Here is an 18,152-nt window from a genome sequence, read left to right as displayed (position 1 = left end):
GACCACCGACCGTGTCCATTCGACGCGCCACACTCGGCGCGGGCGCCGCCCTGGCAGCCATCGCCGTTCTGCTCAGCGCCTGCTCGACCGGCCCGGCGGCGAGCGGGACGCCCCCGACCGGCGAACCGGTCAGTGGCGGCAGGCTCACCTACGCCCTGAGCACCGATCCGCTGTCGTTCAACCCGTCCGGCAACAATGCCGGCAACGACTCGTGGACGGTCACCCGGCAGTTGTTCGACTCGTTGTTGTACCTCGACCCGAACAGCAAGAAGCTCGAACCGTGGCTGGCGAAGAGCTGGTCGAGCAACGCCGACGCGACGGCGTTCACCTTCGAGCTGCGTGACGACGCCACGTTCTCCGACGGGAGCAAGGTCACCGCGAACGACGTCAAGGCGACCTTCGACGACCTGGTCGCGAACAAGGCGAAGAGTCCCGGCACGGCAAGCTTCTTCAGCGGCTACCGGACCACCGACGCGGTCGACGCCGACACCGTGACGGTCCGGTTCTCCACACCGAACGCCGCGTTCCCCGCCAACACGGCGGGCGTGATGCTCGGCATCGTGTCGCAGGCGACGACGAGGATCCCCTACGACGAGCGCGCGACCGGCAAGGGCGTGGTCGGCTCGGGTCCGTTCGTCCTGCAGAACTACACCAAGGACGTCTCCACCACCCTGGTGCGGCGGCCCGACTACGCGTGGGCACCCGCCGGGTTCGCCACCACCGGGGCAGCGCACCTGGACGCGATCGACTTCACGGTCGTGCCCGAGTCGACGGTCCGGTCGGGCAGCCTGACCTCCGGCTCGGTCGATGTGATCAACGGTGTCGACCCGACGGCGGTGGGCGAGCTGGAAGGGGCGGGCACCGTGGTGAGCCGCTCCACGCCGGGCTACGTCAACGGCCTCTACTTCAACGTGTCCCGGCCCGCGACGGGTGACCTCGCCGTGCGGCGGGGCATCGCCCACGCCGTGGACGCCGGGCAGATCCGCGACACCGCGGTGACCGACGAGTTCGCGGTGGGCACCAGCATCCTGTCCGCGGCGACCCCCGGGTGGTCCGACCAGAGCTCGTGGTTCGGGTTCGACGCGGCCGCGGCCGGGCGCGACCTGGACTCCGCCGGGTGGGTTGCCGGCCCGGACGGCATCCGGGCGAAGGACGGGAACCGGCTGTCCCTGAAGCTGATCTACATGAACACGTCGGGCCAGACCCAGAGCGCGGTCGAGGTGCTGCAGCAGCAGCTCCGCGCCGCGGGCGTCGAGCTCGTGCTCTCGGGTGGGGCGGCGCCGGACTTCCTGGCCGCCTGGCAGAGCGGCGCGTTCGACGCGGCGTGGATCGCCGGCGGCGCGTCGGACCCGGACATCCTGCGCACCGTGTACTCCGCGAGCGGCACCAACTTCTACAAGGTGAAGGACCCGACCCTCGACGGCCTGCTGACCCGCCAGCTCGCCTCCGTCGACCAGGCCGTCCGCTTCGGGGTGCTCGCGGACGTGCAGAAGCGGATCGCCGAGCAGTACTACCAGGTCCCGGTCTACGAGAACACCGGGATCGTCGCCACCACCAGGGGTGTGCACGGCGTGGTGCTCGGCGCGGACTCGCGGCCCGACCTGCTGGTCGGCGCCTGGAAGGACCCCACCTGAGCGATCACCGGCTCCCGCCCGCACGGGAGCCGGTGATCCCCTGACGGTCACGAACTGGGAGCGCTCCGTTTGACTCGCTACGTCCTGGGCCGCCTCGGGCAGGCCCTGCTGGTGGTCTGGGCCGCCTACACCATCACCTTCGCGGTGCTCTACGTGCTGCCCGGGGACCCGGTGACCCTGATGGCGGGCACGGGCGTCGGGTTCCTCACCCCAGCCCAGCTCGACGGTCTGCGCCACGAGTACGGGTTCGACCGTCCACTCGTCGTCCAGTACGCGACCCGCCTGGGCGCCGCGGCCGTCGGGGACTGGGGGCACTCGGTCGTCAGCAACCGTCCGGTGCTCGACGTGGTCGGCGAGGCCCTGCTCTCGACACTGCAGCTGACGGCCGCCGGGCTGACGGTCGCCGTCGTCGGCGGGACCGTGCTGGCGCTGGTGACCGTCGGGACGGGTCGGCGGTGGCTCGCCCAGCTGCTCGGCGTGCTCCCGCCTCTCGGGGTCGCGGTTCCGGCCTTCTGGTTCGGGCTGCTGCTCATCCAGTGGTTCGCCTTCGGCATACCGCTGTTCCCCGCGTTCGGTGCGCAGGGCCCCGCCTCGCTGGTGCTGCCGGCGGTGGCGCTGGCCGTCCCGACCGGCGCCACGATCGCCCAGCTGCTGACCCGCAGCCTCGACGCCACGCTGGCCGAGCCCTACATCCACACCATCCGCGCCCGCGGCGCCGGAACCGGCCGGGTCCTGCTGCGGCACGCCCTGCGCAACGCCGCTCTGCCGACCGTGACCATGACCGGGCTGATCGTCGGCGGGCTGCTGTCGGGGGCGGTGGTCGTGGAGACCGTGTTCTCCCGGCCCGGTCTGGGCCGGGTCGTGGCACAGGCCGTCGAGCAGCAGGACGTGGCGGTGGTGCAGGGCGTCGTCGTCCTCGCCGCGATCGTGTTCGTGCTGACCGGGTTGGTGGTCGACCTGCTCTACCCGGTCCTCGACCCCCGGATCCGGGTCGCCGGCCGACGGCCGGCCCGTTCGGTGCCGGGAGGTGCGGCATGACGCTCGCCCTCGAGGATCCCCCCGTCACGGCACCGCAGCGACCGGCCGGGGGACGCCATCGTCGCCGGCCGCCGATGGGCCTGGTCCTCGCCTGCGGATGGCTGCTCGCGGTCGCGGTCGCGGTGTTCGTCCCGCACCTGCTCGCTGCGGGGGACCCACTCGCCGGAGTGCCGGCGCTGAAGCTGGAACCTCCCTCGGCCGAGCACTGGCTGGGCACCGACGCGGTGGGGCGGGACCTCTACACCCGCGTGGTGCACGGCACCGGGCTCACGATGCGCACGGCGGTGCTCGCGGTGGCGATGGGCGTGCTGTTCGGCTCCGCGCTGGGGCTGCTGGCCGGGCTGGCGGGCGGGGCCGTCGACATCGTCGTCATGCGGGTGGTGGACGTCCTGTTCGCCGTGCCGGGGATCCTGCTGTCGCTCGCGCTGATCACCGTGCTCGGCGTGGGTACCGCCGCGGTCGCGTTCGCCGTCTCGCTCGGCAGCATCGCGGGCATCGCCCGGGTCCTGCGGTCGGAGGTCCTCAAGGTACGGACCTCCCCCTACATCGAGGCCGCGCAGGTCAGCGGGAACCGGCCGCTGCGGCTCACCCTGCGCCACGTCCTCCCCAACGCCGTCACCCCACTGCTCGCCCTCGCCGCCCTCGAGCTCGCCGCCGCCATCCTGTCCGTGTCCGCGCTCGGCTTCCTCGGTTACGGCGCCCAGCCCCCCGCCCCGGAGTGGGGGGCCATGGTCGCCGCCGGTCGCGACTCCCTCCGCACGGCGTGGTGGCTCACCACCTTTCCCGGCCTGGCGATCGTGGCCACCGTGCTGGCCGCGAACCGGCTGTCGCTGCTCGTCGGACGGAGACCGCGATGAACCCGGTGCTGACGGTCGAGGGTCTCGCGGTCCGCTACGGGTCCGTCGAGGCCGTGCGCGGCGTGTCCTTCCACGTCGACCCGGGTGAGACGGTCGCGCTCGTGGGCGAGTCCGGCTCGGGCAAGTCCACCCTGGCCCACGCCGCGCTCGGACTGCTGCCCCCGGGGGCGGCGGTCACCGCCGGACGGGTCGTGGTTCGCGGCACCGACCTCGCCGCGTCGGACGACCGTGAGCTGCGCCGGCTGCGGGGCCGCACCGTGGCCCTCGTCCCCCAGGACCCCGGCGCGTCGCTCGATCCCGTCATGCGGGTCGGACGGCAGGTCGCCGAGGTCCTGGAGATCCACGGTCTCGCTACGGGGCGCGCAGCCGCGGCCCTCGCCCGGGAGGCGCTCGCCCGTGCCGGACTCGATCCGGACCGGGTCGCGCACCGGTACCCGCACGAGCTGTCCGGGGGGATGCGCCAGCGGGTCCTCATCGCGGCCGCGCTGGCCGGGGGCCCGGCGCTGATCGTGGCCGACGAGCCCACCAGCGCGCTGGACGTGACGGTCCAGAAGCAGATCCTCGACCATCTCGCGGCCCTGACTGCGCAGAGCGGCACCAGCCTGCTGCTCGTCACCCACGACCTCGCGGTCGCCGCCGAGCGCGCGGACCGGGTGCTGGTGATGCGGGCCGGAGAGCTCGTCGAGTCCGGCCATCCCGCCCAGGTGTTCGACGCTCCGCGCCACCCCTACACCCGCGAGCTGGCCGCCGCCGCACCGCGGCGCGACGGCGTGAGCGAGCGTGTCGGTCGCGACGCCGACGAGCCGCCGCTCCTGGTGCTCGACGGGGTCGGCAAGACCTACCCGTCCCGCACCGGCCGGGCGGCCGAGCGACCCGCGGTCGAGGCGCTGGACCTCACCGTCTCCCGCGGGCGCACCCTTGCGCTGGTCGGCGAGTCCGGTTCCGGGAAGACGACCGTCGGACGGCTGGTGCTGCGGCTGGTCGACGCCGACACCGGCCGGATCACCCTCGACGGTCTCGACGTCACCACCACCCGTGGGCCCGAGCTGCGCGCGCTGCGCCGCCGGGTCCAGCTCGTGCAGCAGAACCCGTTCACGGCGCTGAACCCGCGCCTGACCGTCGAGGCGATCATCGCGGACCCGTTGCACGCGCACCGCATCGGCAGCTCCGCCGATCGTCGACGACGTGCGGCCGAGCTCGCCGACGTCGTGCACCTCCCCGCCGACGCCCTCCACCGGCGGGCTGCGGAGCTCTCCGGCGGTCAGCGCCAGCGGGTGGCCGTCGCGCGGGCCCTCGCCCTCGACCCCGAGCTCGTCGTCCTCGACGAACCGGTCTCGGCACTCGACGTGTCCGTCCAGGCACGCATCCTCGATCTGCTCTCCGGGCTGCAGCGTGACCGGGGCATCGGCTACCTGTTCATCACCCACGATCTCGCCGTCGCGCGCGAGATCGCCCACGACGTCGCCGTCATGCGCACCGGCCGTCTCGTCGAGCACGGGCCTGCCGCGACGGTCCTGTCCGACCCGCAGGACGCCTACACCAGGGCGTTGCTCGATGCGGTCCCCGATCCCCGTCGCCACCGGCCGGTGACGACGCCGTCCCACCCCTGAGGAGTGCACCCGTGCCCGACACAGCCGATGATGCCGCCTGGTGGGAGAAGGTCGCTCGCTCCTTCGCCGAGGACCTGCCCGACACCGACGGAGCCGCTCGTCGCCGGCACGCCGTGGCCGCACTCGCCGACAACGGCCTGACCACCCTGCTCGGTCCCGCCCGCCACGGCGGCGCGGAGCAACCGTGGCGCGTCGCGCACCGGGTCGTCCGTGAGATCGCACGCGTCGACCCCACCATCGCCGAGCTGCTCGGACGCCACTACGTCTGGTACTGGATCGCCGAGTTCATCGGCACCGACGAGAAGATCGACCACATCGGTGAGGTCTCCACCCGGAGCAGGTGGTTCTACTGCGGCGCGTCCGACCCCTGCGCCGCGGAGCTCACCGTCGTCGACGACGGCGAGGCCATGCTCTTCGACGGCCGCATCGCACCCGCCGTGGGCGCCGACGTCTCGACGATCACCATTCTGCAGGGCGCCCGCTCCGACGTGGCGACACCGATCAGCGCTCTCGCCTACACCTCCCACCCGGGGATCAGCGTCCCGGGTCACGATGGCGCCCGCATCGAGGTCAGCGACGCGGACATCCCCTGGACCGGTGCCCTGGGACACGTGGACAAGCGGTTCGAGCCCCGCCCCTACAACGGGCTGCTGGCCCCCACCCTCGACCTCGTCCTGCTCGACATCGCCCTCGCCGCCCGCACGACCTACGGCACGACCGCCGCCACCGCCGCCGCGATACGACGGGCCGACCAGGCCGTCGAGCAGGCCCAGCGCCTGCACGACCGCCGTCGCGGTGTCACCGACGCCGAGGTCCGCGCCCAGGCCGTCCAGGTCTCCGAACTCACGGTCGCCGTCGGCGCCCTCCCCGGCCCGGCGGGCGTCCGCTCCGGAGGCCCCCGATGATTCCTCTGTCCCTGCTCGACCTCGCCCCGGTCGGTGAGGGGCAGTCCCCGGAACGGGCACTCGCCACCACCGTCGACCTCGCCCGCCGCGCCGACCGGCTCGGCTTCACCCGGTTCTGGGTCGCCGAGCACCACGGCATGCCCGGCATCGCGAGCTCCACCCCCGAGGTACTCATCGCCGCCATCGCCGCACGGACCCGCACCCTGCGCATCGGTTCCGGAGCCGTCCTGCTCTCCGGGCGGCAGCCACGGGCCGTCGCCGAGGCGTTCGGGGTCCTCGCAGCCCTGTACCCCGGCAGGATCGATCTCGGTGTCGGGCGGGGCGGCGGCACCACGGTCTCCCTCGACGCGCAGCTCGACCAGCTCGGCGGCCATCTGACCGACCCGCTCGGATCGGCCCTGCCGCACGCGAGCGCCCCCGCCGAGGTCTGGCTCGTGGGCTCGAGCGTCGCCAGCGCACTCGTCGCCGCCGAGCGGGGTCTCCCGTACGCCTTCGCACACCACTTCTTCGGCCCCACCGACGCCGTCCGGGCGCTGGAGACCTACCGGAGCAACTTCCGTCCGGGGCCCACCCGCTCCGTCCCGCACGCCATGCTCACCGTCCACACCGTCTGCGGCGAGGACGACGCCCACGCCCGGTGGCTCGTCGCCCCTGCGCTCGCACCCGCGCTCGGTGTCGCGGGGCTCGGCCCTCGGAGCCCGTTCCCCGCTCCCGACGTGGCGGCCGCCCTGCCCTGGACCTCCGACCAGCTCGACGACGCCGCCCGGCTGCTCGACGAGCAGGCCGTCGGTTCGCCGGCGACGGTGCGACGACGCCTGCACGCACTGGCCGAGACCACCGGGGCGGACGAGCTCATGCTGACCTCCAACCTGACCGACGGCGAGGACAAGCTGGGCAGTCTCGGCCGCATCGTCGCCGCGCTCGGCGAGGGCGACCGCATCCGCTCCGCCGTGGCCGGTCCGTCGCGATGACCACGACCGTGCTCGACCCCGAGCTCCTGGGGAGCCCATCGACCACCTACCGGGCCGGACTGATCGGGTCCGGCATCACGACGTCCGCCTCACCCCTGCTGCACGAGACCGAGGCCGCCGCCCACGGCATCCGGGCGGCGTTCGCCCTCCTCGATCTCGACGAACTCGGTCACGGTGTCGAGGTCCTGGGCGGTGTCCTGCGGGAGGTCCGGGCCGCGGGCTGGCAGGGGGTGACCGTCACCCACCCGGCCAAGCAGACGATCATCCCCCTCCTCGACGCGATCACCCCCGACGCGGCCGCCATCGGCGCGGTCAACACCGTCGTCTTCGACCGGGGACGGGCGATCGGTCACAACACGGACTGGTCCGGGTACGCGCGGAGCCTCCGTACCTGTCTGCCAGGGGGACTGACCGACGACGACCTGCGTTCCGTCGTGCTGGTCGGTGCCGGTGGGGCGGGCTCGGCGGTCGCCCACGCGCTGCTCTCGATCGGCGTCGCACACCTCTGGGTGGTCGACATCGACCACGACCGGGCGTCGGCGCTCGCAGCGACGCTCCGACGACGACACCGGGACCGGACCTTACGCACGGGTCGGCCCGACGACCTGCCCGCTCTGCTCACCGACGTCACCGGGATCGTGAACGCCTCGCCGGTCGGCATGACCGGCCACGAGGGACATCCGGTGCCCACGTCTGCGCTCCACCCAGGTCTGTGGGTCAGTGACATCGTCTACCGGCCACGCCGCACCGCCCTGCTGATCGGGGCCGAGCGGGCAGGCTGCCGCGTGCTGGGGGGTGGGCCGATGGTCGTGCTGCAGGCGGCGGACGGGTTCGAGGTCCTCACCGGCCGACGGGCCGACGCCGACCGCATGCTGAGGCGGTTCGAGGCGACTCACCCGTGAGAGGTCAGTGGGTCCCGTCGTAGTCGAGGCGGGACACCTGGATGTGCGTCTGGTGCCGCTTGGCCCAGTCGGTGAGCAGCGACAGGGTCTGCGCGAGCTCCCGGGCCGCCTCGGTCAACCGATACTCCGTCCTGGGCGGCACCGTCGCGTACACCGTGCGGGTCAGCAACCCGTCCCGCTCGAGGTTCCGCAACGTCAAGGTCAGCATCCGTCTGCTGATGCCCGGGATGCCGCGCTCGAGCTCGGTGAAGCGCGCGACCTCCTCCGCGCCGATGAGCGTGAGGACGCCGATCGCCCACTTCCCGCTGACCCGGTCCAGGACCTCGTTCAACGGGCACATATGGCGGACGGCGTCATGCCCGCCGGCCGGCCCGGTCCGACCGCTCTGGTCGGCCGCCGCCTCGTGGTCACTACTCGACACCTCTGTAATTGTACGTAACCAAGCGGCGGATCCACAGCAGAACGAGGCAATCATGGCGATCACGACGACGTCGTCGCCTACCACCTCACAGGGTCCGAATGCCCTGCTGGAGCTGACAACAGCGCCGACGCACGCATGGTCGGACGGTTCGGAAGCCGGGACAGCGCAGGCTGATCGTCCACGTCCCCCTCCACGAGATCGCGCCACCTGCAGAAGTGCAGGAACCCGGGTCACGTCCTGGGATCGACGTGCACGATACTGCTCTCGCTCATCAGAGCAGCCTGCCGAGAGTTCGGGCTACCGCGACCCAGCGGCAACTAGAGCGTGTCTCCTAAAGCCCGTAGCCAGGTGATGATCGCCTTCAGCACGACTCCGCCACGGAAGGTCAGGGCGAGTTTGTCGTAGCGGGTCGCCAGGCCGCGCCACTGCTTGACGTCACAGAACCCGCGCTCGACGACGTTGCGGCCGCGGTAGTCGACACGGTCGAACGCGGGTGGTCGACCGCCGCGCGAACCTCGCCGTTTCCGATGCCCTTGCTGGTCAGCAGGCTCGGGAATGACCGCGACGATCCCGCGCTCACGCAGATGCCGGCGGATCGCACGCGAGGAGTAGGCCTTGTCTGCGCGGACCCGCTCCGGGCGAGTCCGCGGACGACCGGGGCCGACCCGGTCGATACGCAGATGACTCATCAGGTGCACAAACATCGGGGCGTCACCGCCCTGGCCGGGACCGACGAGCACGACCAGCGGACGGCCGCGGCCGTCAACGAGCTGGTGGATCTTCGTGCCGAGCCCGCCGCGGGACCGACCGAGTGCGTGATCGTCGGGCTCCACGCGCAGATTCTTGTAGTTCGATCCTGCCCCCTGTGTCCCGCTTGAGGGTCGCGGCGTGCTGATGAGCACGAATGATCGACGAGTCCACCGACACCGCCCAGTCCACCAGCCCCGCGGAGTCGGCATCGGCCGGCAGAGCTGCGAGAACCCGATCCCAGGTGCCGTCACCGCAGTAGCGGCGATGCCGCTTCCACAACGTCTGCCAGGGCCCGAACTCGGTCGGAACGTCACGCCAGGCCAACCCGCAGCGGAACCGGTAGATGATCCCCTCGACCACCCGGCGGTGATCGGCGAACGGGCGATCCGGCAGACCGTCCGAGGTCGGCAACAACGGCTCAAGCCTCGCCCACTGGGCATCGTTCAGGACAGCTCGCCGCGACACCCGACGATCATCCCGCAGTCCCGAGCGACCAGATTAGGAGACACGTCCTAGTCGAATATCCCGGCCCCGGGGACCGCTTCGCCGAGCTGGCGCCGCGCGCGATGCCCGACTGATGCGCGTCGCGCTGCTGCAGGTGCCCTCGCACCCGCGCGGGGTCGCCGCGAACGTGGCGCGGCTGGCGGCGGCCTGCACCAGGCGACGCCGACCTCGTCGTCACCCCGGAGATGTTCCTGACCGGTTACGACATCGGCGCGGACGCGGTGCGCGCGCTCGCCGAGCCGACCGACGGCCCCACCGCGGCGGCCGTCGCCGCGATCGCCGCCCGGACCGGCACCGCGGTGCTCCACGGCCATCCCGAGTGGGTCTGCAACGACGTGTTCAACGCCGTGACACTGGTCGGTCCGAACGGTGTCCGGCTCGCCGGGTACCGCAAGACCCACCTCTGCGGCGAGCTCGACCGGACCTGCTTCACCGCCGGTGCCGGCCCACCCGCCGTCTGCGCTGGAACGGCTGGGGCCTGGGCCTGCTGGTCTGTTACGACGTCGAGCTCCCCGAGACCGTCCAGTCACTCGCACTGGCCGGGGCGGACGCGGTCCTCGTTCCGACCGCGAACATGCTCCCCCACGACCACGTCCCGCCGGTGCAGGTCTACGTGGCCTACGCCAGCTACTGCGGGACCGAGGGTTCGCTGACCTACGGCGTGCCGTCCTGTGTGGCCGGACCGGACGGTGGCGTCGCCCGCGCCGGACGGGGTGCGCGCCGAGCTGGACCGGGGCACGCTCACCTCGCGGCGGGCGCACCCCTTACCTGGCCGACCGGCGGATCACCAGGTGGGGACCTCGAAACCGGGGACGATCGACTGCATGTACCCGGTGTCGTTCCGGTTGCGGATGCCGCACCGCAGGTACTGCTCGTGCAGTGCCCCGAGCCGGTCTGCGTCGAGTTCGACGCCCAGGCCGGGCGTGATGGGGACGGTGAGCGCGCCCTTCTCGAAGGAGAACACCCCGTCGACGATCACGTCCTCGGCCGGGTCCTTCCACGGCCAGTGGGTGTCGCAGGCGTAGGTGACCTCCGGGGTCGCGGCCGCGAGGTGGGTCATCGCGGCGAGGCTGATCCCGAGGTGGCTGTTGGAGTGCATGGACAGCCCGATCCCGAAGGTGCCCGCGATCCGTGCCAGCGACGCCGAGCGCCGCAGTCCGCCCCAGTAGTGGTGGTCGGAGAGGATCACCCCGACCGCGTTCTGCCGCAGTCCGGGTTCGAGGTGGTCGAAGGCGACGACGCACATGTTGGTCGCCAGCGGCTGCGGCACCTGCGTCGCGACCTCGGCCATCGCCGGGATGCCCTTGGCCGGGTCCTCCAGGTACTCCAGGGTGTCACCGAGTTCGCGCCCGACCCGGACGGAGGTTGACACTGACCAGGCGGCGTTCGGGTCCAGACGCAGCGGGAGGCCCGGGAACTCGTCGGCCAGCGCCCGGATCGCGGCGATCTCGGCGTCCGGCTCGAACACCCCGCCCTTGAGCTTGATCGCGGTGAAGCCGTAGTCGTCGATCATCGTTCGGGCCTGGGCGACAATCCCGGCCGGGTCGAGCGCGGCGCCCCAGGCGTCGGCCTCGCCGCCGGGGTGGGCGTCCCATTTGTAGAACAGATACGCCGAGTAGTCGACGCGGTCCCGGACGGCCCCGCCGAGCAGTGCCGACACCGGGCGACCCGTCTCGCGGCCCTGCAGGTCGAGCAGGGCGACCTCGAACGGGGACAGCACCCGGTCCGCGATCCCGGTACTGATCATGCCGCCGGTGCCGCCGCTGTCGTGCCCGGCCTCGCCCTCCAGGGTGCTGCGGACCGTCCGCTCCAGGGCGTGCACGTCCCACACGTCGAGGCCGACGACCCGGTCCGCGACCTGGCGGACGCGGTCGAGGTGGGCGGCGTCGGCGTAGGTCTCGCCCAGCCCGGTCAGGCCCTGGTCGGTGTGGACCTGCACGACGGCGCGGATCGCGTACGGCTCGTGCACGCCGACGTTGTTGAGTAACGGCGGGTCGCGGAAGGCGACCGGCGTGACGGTGACCGAGCTGATGCGGTGCGGGGCTGCCATGTTCATCGTGTCTCCTCGGGACGGGCGACGGCAGGGGTGGGCCGGCGGGGACCGGGCGCGGTCAGGATGCGCCGGACTGCGGAGCGGCGGCCGGGGTGGTGGCCGGGGTGGCGGGCAGTCCCTCGCCCGCCTCAGCCCGCGGCACGGCGCGGATCAGCAGGCACAGGCCCGCCGCGAGCACCGAGGCGATCGACAGGCCGTACATGGCCAGGTCGGTGCTGCCGGTGTTCTCCTCGATCAGGCCGAACGCCGTCGGGGCCACGAACCCGCCGAGGTTCCCCAGCGAGTTGATCAGCGCGATACCCGCCGCGACGACCGACAGCGGCATGGCCTGCTGGGCGATCGGCCAGAACTGGGAGGCCGCGCACTTGAAGGCGACGGCGGCGACACCGATCATCACCACACCCAGGATCGGGGTGCCCAGCGTCGAGACGAACGTGGAGACTGCGGCGAGCAGCATCATCACGGGCACCCACGGGCGCCGCACGCCGGTCCGGTCGGTGTAGCGGCCCAGGAGCAGCATCGCGACCAGCGCGAAGATCCACGGAACGGCCGAGATGAGGCCGATGCTGAAGTCGGACAGGTCGCCGATCTTGTCGACGATGCTCGGCAGCCAGAACGTGACGGCGTAGCCGTTCAGCGTCATCGCGAAGAAGATCAGGCACAGCAGCAGGACCTGCGGCTGCAGGGCCAGGCGGATCTTCGACACCGTCGCCGAGCCCGCCGAGTTCGTCCGACGGACGTCGTCGGCCGCCACGGCCGCAGCCAGCGCCTGCTTCTCCCCGGCGCTGAGCCAGCGGGCGTCGTCGACCTTGGAGACGAGCTTGATCAGCGCGTAGAACCCGACGAGGACCGACGCCACGCCCTGGACCACGAACATCCACTTCCAGCCCGCCACCCCGGCGACGCCGTCGAGCTCCAGGAGCCCGCCGGAGATCGGTCCGGTGAGAATGTAGGCGGTCGACGAGCCGCCGAGGAAGATCGCGACCGCACGTCCGCGGTAGCGGTCGGGGAGCCAGCGGGTCAGGTAGAACATGACCCCCGGGAAGAAGCCCGCCTCGGCCACGCCGAGCAGGAACCTGCCGATGTAGAAGCTGGTCGGGCCGGTCACGAACGCCATCGCGAAGGTGACGACGCCCCAGCTGACCATGATCCGGGCCAGCCACACGCGGGCCCCGAACCGCTCCAGCAGCATGTTGCTGGGCACCTCGAAGATCGCGTACGCGATGAAGAACAGGCCGGCGCCCAGACCGTAGGCGGCCGCACCGATGCCGAGGTCGGCCTCCAGGTGCTTCTGCACAAACCCGATGTTGGTCCGGTCCATCTGGTTGATCACCAGCATGACGACCAGCAGCGGCATGGCCCGCCGGAAGAACTTCGCCACGGCGCTGCGGAGCTCGGCGGGGTCGTCGGCTACCTCAGTCGGCGGCGTGGGTGATGACCTCATGAATTCCTCACATCTGTGGAAGGAAACGTGCGGGTTCCGCTCGATTCGCGGTCGACGCTAGATGTGGCGTGCAATACTCGTACAGAACTCGTTCTGCATTGAGCCATGCTGTCTCGGCATCGCTGTGTGCCGCGGGCGGAGCGCCACGATTTGCACACGGTCAGTCACAGCCGTACTTGATACCTTCACGGCATGAGTTTCACGCTGGAGCAGTTGCGCGGCTTCGTCACCGTCGCCCGCGAGCTGCACTTCGGCCGGGCCGCGACCCGGCTGCAGATGACCCAGCCACCGTTGAGCAGGCAGATCCAAAAACTGGAACGGACCGTGGGGGCTCAGCTGCTCGAACGCGACAACCGCAACGTCGCACTCACGCCGGCGGGCGAGGTCTTCCTCGCCGAGGCCCGCCGACTGCTCGCGCTGGCAGACGCTGCACCAGACCTGGCCCGCCGGGTCTCCGCCGGGTCGGCCGGGCTGCTGCGTATCTCGTTCACCGCCGCGTCGACGTTCGGCGGGCTGGGCGCGCTGCTGAACGCGCTGTCCGTCGGGCTGCCGGAGGTCGAGCTGGCACTGTCCGAGCGGGTGACCCGCGACCAGGTCGCGGATCTGCACAACGAGCGGATCGACCTCGGGGTTGGGCGACCACCGGTGGATCCCGACGCATTCGGCTCCCGCCTCCTGCACCGCGAGGCTATGCTCGTCGCACTGCCCACCGGGCACCCGCTGCTGGGGGCCGGGCGACCGCTGACGGCGGCCGACCTCGCCAATGAGCCACTGATCATGCACTCGCCGCTGGAAGCGCGGTACTTCTACGACCTGATCGTCCGCCTGCTCCACGTCGACCATCGGTGCGTGGTGCACACCGTCGGTCAGATCCTCACCATGCTGTGGCTGGTCGAGGCGGGCCGCGGGCTGGCCTTCGTGCCCGCCTCGGCCCGCCGCCTCGGCATCGACGGCGTCGCGTTCGCCGAGCTGGCCGTGCCCGCCGACGTGCCCGCCGACCCCGTCGAGCTGCACCTGATCTGGCGCCGGGACTCCCGCAACCCGGCCCTGTGGTCGGCCCTGCGACTCCTCGAATCCCATTCCTCCGAGGCATCACACGATGCCTAATCGGTTCTGTACAGCATCACCGACGGTTCCTAGCGTGGGTCGTACCGTGCCCCGCACCGCCGTTCCCGGGCGGTGCGCACCCCAGAAGCGAGGACGAAACGCCGTGGCGACGATGCATCCTGACGAGCTGGCCGGCCGTGTGGCGTCCGGTCTGCTGTCGTTCCCCGTGACCCACTTCGACGACGCGCTGCAAGTCGACGAGGCCCGTTACCGCGAGCACCTCGACTGGCAGGCGGGCTACGACGTGGCCGGCCTGTTCGCCGCGGGCGGCACCGGCGAGGGCTTCTCCCTCACCCCGGCCGAGATCGACCGGGTCGTGCGGATCGCCGTCGACGAGGTCGGCGGACGGGTCCCGGTCCTCGCCCCCGCCACCGGCGGCACGGCGGCCGCCGTCGCCCAGGCCCGCGCCGCGCAGGACGCGGGCGCCGACGGTCTGCTGCTGCTCCCGCCGTACCTGACCGAGGCCTCCCAGGACGGGCTGGCCGCCCACGTCAACGCCGTCTGCGCCGCCACCGACCTGGGTGTGATCGCCTACAGCCGGGCCAACGCCGTACTGGAGGACCTCACCGTCGCCCGGATCGCCGAGCGCAACGCGAACCTGATCGGGCTCAAGGACGGCGTCGGCGACATCGAACGGATGACCCGCACCTACGCCCGGCTCGGCGACCGCCTGGTCTACGTCGGCGGACTCCCCACCGCCGAGACCTTCGCGCTGCCGCTGCTGCAGCTGGGCGTGTCGACCTACTCCTCGGCGCTGTTCAACTTCCTGCCGGAGTTCGCGCTGCGCTTCTACGCCGCGGTCCGGGCCCAGGACCGCACCGAGGTCTACCGTCTGCTCAACACCTTCGTGCTGCCGTACACCGTGCTGCGCGACCAGCGGAGGGGTTACGCCGTCTCGATCGTCAAGGCCGGGCTCACCGCGGTCGGGCGCGACGGCGGCCGCGTCCGCCCCCCGCTGACCGACCTGACCGACGCCGAGCGCGACGAGCTGGCGACCCTGATCGACGCCGTCGTGCCCGCCGCACACGCCGCCTGAACCCCGGCGTGACCCCCTGCTGGAGGAGAAACCCGTGACCGACGTCGTGAGCATTGATCCGCGCACCGGCGCGGCCGTCGAGACCGTCACCACCGAGACCACCCCCGACCAGGTCGACGCGCTGGTCGCCGCCGCCGCAGCAGCCGCGCCCGGGTTGGAGGCGCTGGGCCGCACCGGTCGCGCCGAGCTGCTCGACACCCTCGCCGACGCGCTGGAGGCGCGCCGTGAGGACGTCGTCGCCGTCGCGGACCGCGAGACCGGGCTGGGCCCGGGCCGGTTGAACGGCGAGCTCACCCGCACCTGCTTCCAGCTGCGTCTGTTCGGCGAGGTGCTGCGCGAGGGTTCGTACGTCGAGGCCACCGTCGACCACGCCGGGGACACCCCGATGGGGCCGCGCCCCGACCTACGCCGGATGCTCGTCCCCCTGGGCCCGGTCGCCGTGTTCGGCGCGAGCAACTTCCCGCTCGCCTTCTCCGTACCCGGCGGCGACACCGCCGCCGCGCTCGCAGCGGGCAACCCGGTCGTGATCAAGGCGCACGGCTCGCACCCGGCCACCTCGCAGCTGTGCGCGGAGATCCTGGCTGCGGCCGCCACGAAGGCGGGCGCGCCCGACGCCACGACCGGGATCGTCCACGGTCTCGCCGCCGGGGCCGCGCTGGTCGCCGCCCCTCAGATCCGCGCGGTCGGGTTCACCGGCTCGCTGACCGGCGGGAAAGCCCTCATGGAGATCATCGAACGGCGGCCGGAGCCGATCCCGTTCTTCGGCGAGCTGGCCAGCCTCAACCCGGTCCTCGTCACCCCGGCCGCGGCCGCCGAGCGGGCGGCCGCCCTGGGGACCGGCCTGGTGGGCTCGTTCACCCTGGGCGGCGGCCAGTTCTGCACCAAGCCCGGTCTCACGCTGCTGCCCGCGGGCCCCGACGGCGACGCCGTGCTGGACGCCATGGCGGGCGCCGTGCGCGACGCCGCCGCGCCGGTGCTGCTCAACGCCGGGATCGCACAGGGCTACCGGACGCTGTCCGAGCGCCTGCGCGGGCTGCCGGGCGTCACCACCGTCGCCACCGGGACCACCGGGGAGGACACCGGCGGCTTCACCGCCACACCCCTGCTGCTGGCCGCGAACGGGCTGCCCGACGGCCTGACCGAGGAGTGCTTCGGCCCGCTCGGTGTCGTCGTCCGCTACGACGGTGCCGACGAGCTGTTCGCGCTGCTCGCGGCGCTGCCGTCGTCACTGACCGCCACCGTGCACCGCGGTACGGGCGAGACCGAGCTGCCCGGCGCCGTCTCGGCCGCGCTACGGCCGCGGGCGGGCCGGATCCTGTTCGACGGGTTCCCGACCGGGGTCGCGGTGTCCTGGGCCCAGCACCACGGCGGTCCGTGGCCGTCGACCAACACTCAGCACACCTCGGTCGGCACCACCGCAATCCGGCGCTTCCTGCGCCCAGTGACCTGGCAGGACGCACCTGCCGAGCTGCTTCCCACCGAGCTGGTCGACGGGCCGATCGACCTCCCCCGCCGGATCGACGGCGTGCTGGTCCTGCCGTGAGTGGAGCCACGATCGCGGCGGTGCGGGCGGTGCCCGTCGCCGGGCACGACAGCATGCTGCTCAACCTCAGCGGGGCGCACGGGCCGTTCTTCACCCGCACGGTCGTCGTGATCACCGACTCCGACGGCCGCACCGGGCTCGGCGAGGTGCCCGGCGGGGAGGCGATCCGGGCCACCGTCGAGGACGCGGCCGAACTGCTGGTCGGCGCACCGGTGGTCCGCTACGGCTCACTGCTGCACGCCGTCGCGGGCCGGTTCGCGGGCCGCGACGCGGGCGGGCGCGGCCTGCAGACCTTCGACCAGCGGGTCACCGTGCACGCGGTGACCGCGCTGGAGTCGGCGCTGCTGGACCTGCACGGCCAGGCCCTGGGCGTGCCGGTGTGCGAGCTGCTTGGCGAGGGCCGCCGCCGCACCGACGTCCCGGTGCTCGGCTACCTGTTCTATGTCGGCGACCGCACCAGCACCGACCTGCCTTACGTCGACGGCACCGGCGCGACCGACCGCTGGGAGGCGCTGCGTCGCGAACCGGCGCTCGACGCGGACGCCGTCGTCGCACTCGCCGAGGCGGCGCAGCAGCGCTACGGGTTCGCCGACTTCAAGCTCAAGGGCGGGGTGCTCGCCCCAGAAGAGGAGTATGCGGCGGTTCGGGCGCTGGCCACGCACTTCCCCGACGCCCGCATCACCCTGGATCCGAACGGCGGCTGGCTGCTCGACGACGCCGTGCGGCTGCTGCGGGACGCACACGGCGTGCTGGCCTACGCCGAGGACCCGTGCGGCGCCGAGGGCGGCTACTCCGGCCGCGAGGTGCTGGCCGAGTTCCGCCGCCGGACCGGGCTGCCGACGGCGACGAACATGGTCGCCACCGACTGGCGCCAGCTCGCGCACGCCGTGCGGGAGCACGCCGTCGACATCCCGCTGGCCGACCCGCACTTCTGGACGATGCGCGGCGCGGTCCGCGTCGCCCAGCTGTGCGCGGACTTCGGGCTGACCTGGGGCTCGCACTCCAACAACCACTTCGACATCTCGCTGGCGATGTTCGCCCAGGTCGGGGCGGCCGCCCCGGGAGAAATCACGGCGTTGGACACGCACTGGATCTGGCAGGACGGGCAGGCGCTGACCACAGCGCCGTTCCGGATCGAGAACGGCCGGATCGCCGTGGGCGACGCCCCGGGGCTCGGCGTCACCCTCGACGAGGACGCGCTCGTCGCGGCGCACCAGCGCTACCTCGACCACGGTCTCGGCGTCCGCGACGACGCCGCGGCGATGCAGTACGTGGTGCCCGGCTGGACCTTCGACCCGAAGGCACCCGCCCTCGTGCGCTGACCCTGTGCCCCGACCGCTCGACCGCCGGGCTACATCCAGGCGGTCGAGCCGTCCG

At 72.4% G+C, this 18,152-nt stretch carries 15 protein-coding genes and 1 pseudogene; 12 read left to right on the top strand and 4 right to left on the bottom strand.

All coding sequences use genetic code 11. The annotated features are described in order from the left end of the window. Positions 1–11: 11 nt before the first annotated feature. The 7 genes from DMP17_RS30395 to DMP17_RS30365 all read left to right on the top strand — a co-directional run bounded on the left by DMP17_RS30395 (position 12) and on the right by DMP17_RS30365 (position 7,917). A complete protein-coding gene (locus DMP17_RS30395) occupies positions 12–1,634 on the top strand; it encodes an ABC transporter substrate-binding protein (protein ID WP_226365459.1) in 1,623 nt (540 codons plus the stop codon). A gap of 69 nt (positions 1,635–1,703) precedes the next feature. After that, entirely contained in the window at positions 1,704–2,672 is a 969-nt protein-coding gene (locus tag DMP17_RS30390) for an ABC transporter permease (RefSeq protein ID WP_226356547.1), read from the top strand. Beyond that, positions 2,669–3,529, top strand: coding sequence for an ABC transporter permease (locus tag DMP17_RS30385; RefSeq protein ID WP_337831307.1), 861 nt, complete (start codon positions 2,669–2,671; stop codon positions 3,527–3,529). Before DMP17_RS30390 ends, DMP17_RS30385 begins: the two co-directional genes overlap by 4 nt. Next, on the top strand, positions 3,526–5,139 hold the full coding sequence (locus DMP17_RS30380; protein ID WP_337831306.1) for an ABC transporter ATP-binding protein: 1,614 nt from the start codon (positions 3,526–3,528) through the stop codon (positions 5,137–5,139). Before DMP17_RS30385 ends, DMP17_RS30380 begins: the two co-directional genes overlap by 4 nt. Positions 5,140–5,150: 11 nt before the next feature. Next, the gene (locus tag DMP17_RS30375; protein ID WP_226356544.1) at positions 5,151–6,044 is read left to right on the top strand and encodes a hypothetical protein; all 894 of its coding nucleotides are present in this window, start codon (positions 5,151–5,153) and stop codon (positions 6,042–6,044) included. Next, positions 6,041–7,015 carry an MsnO8 family LLM class oxidoreductase gene (locus DMP17_RS30370; RefSeq protein WP_337831305.1) on the top strand — a complete coding sequence of 325 codons (975 nt, stop codon included), beginning with the start codon at positions 6,041–6,043 and terminating at the stop codon, positions 7,013–7,015. Before DMP17_RS30375 ends, DMP17_RS30370 begins: the two co-directional genes overlap by 4 nt. Next, positions 7,012–7,917 carry a shikimate dehydrogenase gene (locus tag DMP17_RS30365; protein WP_337831304.1) on the top strand — a complete coding sequence of 302 codons (906 nt, stop codon included), beginning with the start codon at positions 7,012–7,014 and terminating at the stop codon, positions 7,915–7,917. The genes DMP17_RS30370 and DMP17_RS30365 overlap by 4 nt, the downstream gene beginning before the upstream one ends. Positions 7,918–7,921: 4 nt before the next feature. On the opposite strand, the gene DMP17_RS30360 is transcribed toward DMP17_RS30365, so the two are convergent. Continuing rightward, positions 7,922–8,257: a winged helix-turn-helix transcriptional regulator gene (locus DMP17_RS30360; RefSeq protein ID WP_337832752.1), complete on the bottom strand. Its 336-nt coding sequence runs from the start codon at positions 8,255–8,257 to the stop codon at positions 7,922–7,924. A 398-nt stretch (positions 8,258–8,655) separates the two neighbouring features. Further along, a pseudogene (locus DMP17_RS30355) lies at positions 8,656–9,553 on the bottom strand (IS5 family transposase). 224 nt (positions 9,554–9,777) lie between these two features. Between DMP17_RS30355 and DMP17_RS46515 the strand changes: the two are divergent. Then, complete coding sequence (locus DMP17_RS46515; protein ID WP_443217924.1) at positions 9,778–10,245, top strand: nitrilase-related carbon-nitrogen hydrolase; 468 nt, start codon at positions 9,778–9,780, stop codon at positions 10,243–10,245. A 131-nt stretch (positions 10,246–10,376) separates the two neighbouring features. Here DMP17_RS46515 and DMP17_RS30345 read toward each other — a convergent pair whose 3' ends face one another. Together DMP17_RS30345 and DMP17_RS30340 are read right to left on the bottom strand one after the other, a co-directional pair. After that, the gene (locus DMP17_RS30345) at positions 10,377–11,642 is read right to left on the bottom strand and encodes a glucarate dehydratase family protein (protein WP_337832751.1); all 1,266 of its coding nucleotides are present in this window, start codon (positions 11,640–11,642) and stop codon (positions 10,377–10,379) included. 61 nt (positions 11,643–11,703) lie between these two features. Next, positions 11,704–13,089, bottom strand: coding sequence for an MFS transporter (locus DMP17_RS30340; protein WP_337831302.1), 1,386 nt, complete (start codon positions 13,087–13,089; stop codon positions 11,704–11,706). A gap of 192 nt (positions 13,090–13,281) precedes the next feature. Here DMP17_RS30340 and DMP17_RS30335 point away from each other — a divergent pair, with 192 nt between their 5' ends. From DMP17_RS30335 to DMP17_RS30320, 4 genes are all read left to right on the top strand, one after another. Continuing rightward, complete coding sequence (locus DMP17_RS30335) at positions 13,282–14,196, top strand: LysR family transcriptional regulator (RefSeq protein ID WP_337831301.1); 915 nt, start codon at positions 13,282–13,284, stop codon at positions 14,194–14,196. Positions 14,197–14,299: 103 nt separating this feature from the next. Continuing rightward, positions 14,300–15,232, top strand: a complete 933-nt coding sequence (kdgD, locus tag DMP17_RS30330) for a 5-dehydro-4-deoxyglucarate dehydratase (RefSeq protein ID WP_337831300.1) — start codon at positions 14,300–14,302, stop codon at positions 15,230–15,232. A gap of 34 nt (positions 15,233–15,266) precedes the next feature. Then, a complete protein-coding gene (locus tag DMP17_RS30325) occupies positions 15,267–16,775 on the top strand; it encodes an aldehyde dehydrogenase (NADP(+)) (RefSeq protein ID WP_337831299.1) in 1,509 nt (502 codons plus the stop codon). After that, positions 16,772–18,097 carry an enolase C-terminal domain-like protein gene (locus tag DMP17_RS30320; protein ID WP_337831298.1) on the top strand — a complete coding sequence of 442 codons (1,326 nt, stop codon included), beginning with the start codon at positions 16,772–16,774 and terminating at the stop codon, positions 18,095–18,097. Before DMP17_RS30325 ends, DMP17_RS30320 begins: the two co-directional genes overlap by 4 nt. The last annotated feature ends 55 nt before the right edge of the window (positions 18,098–18,152 follow it).

Source organism: Pseudonocardia sp. TMWB2A, assembly GCF_017312135.1.
This window is presented reverse-complemented; position numbering and strand designations above follow the sequence as displayed.

Excerpts from the sequence above, each read along its gene's own strand:
- DMP17_RS30385 (WP_337831307.1), top strand. The coding sequence starts at position 2,669 with ATGACGCTCGCCCTCGAGGATCCCCCCGTCACGGCACCGCAGCGACCG.
- DMP17_RS30380 (WP_337831306.1), top strand. The coding sequence starts at position 3,526 with ATGAACCCGGTGCTGACGGTCGAGGGTCTCGCGGTCCGCTACGGGTCC.
- DMP17_RS30370 (WP_337831305.1), top strand. The coding sequence starts at position 6,041 with ATGATTCCTCTGTCCCTGCTCGACCTCGCCCCGGTCGGTGAGGGGCAG.
- DMP17_RS30365 (WP_337831304.1), top strand. The coding sequence starts at position 7,012 with ATGACCACGACCGTGCTCGACCCCGAGCTCCTGGGGAGCCCATCGACC.
- DMP17_RS30360 (WP_337832752.1), bottom strand. The coding sequence starts at position 8,257 with ATGTGCCCGTTGAACGAGGTCCTGGACCGGGTCAGCGGGAAGTGGGCG.
- DMP17_RS46515 (WP_443217924.1), top strand. The coding sequence starts at position 9,778 with ATGTTCCTGACCGGTTACGACATCGGCGCGGACGCGGTGCGCGCGCTC.
- DMP17_RS30345 (WP_337832751.1), bottom strand. The coding sequence starts at position 11,642 with ATGGCAGCCCCGCACCGCATCAGCTCGGTCACCGTCACGCCGGTCGCC.
- DMP17_RS30340 (WP_337831302.1), bottom strand. The coding sequence starts at position 13,089 with ATGAGGTCATCACCCACGCCGCCGACTGAGGTAGCCGACGACCCCGCC.
- DMP17_RS30335 (WP_337831301.1), top strand. The coding sequence starts at position 13,282 with ATGAGTTTCACGCTGGAGCAGTTGCGCGGCTTCGTCACCGTCGCCCGC.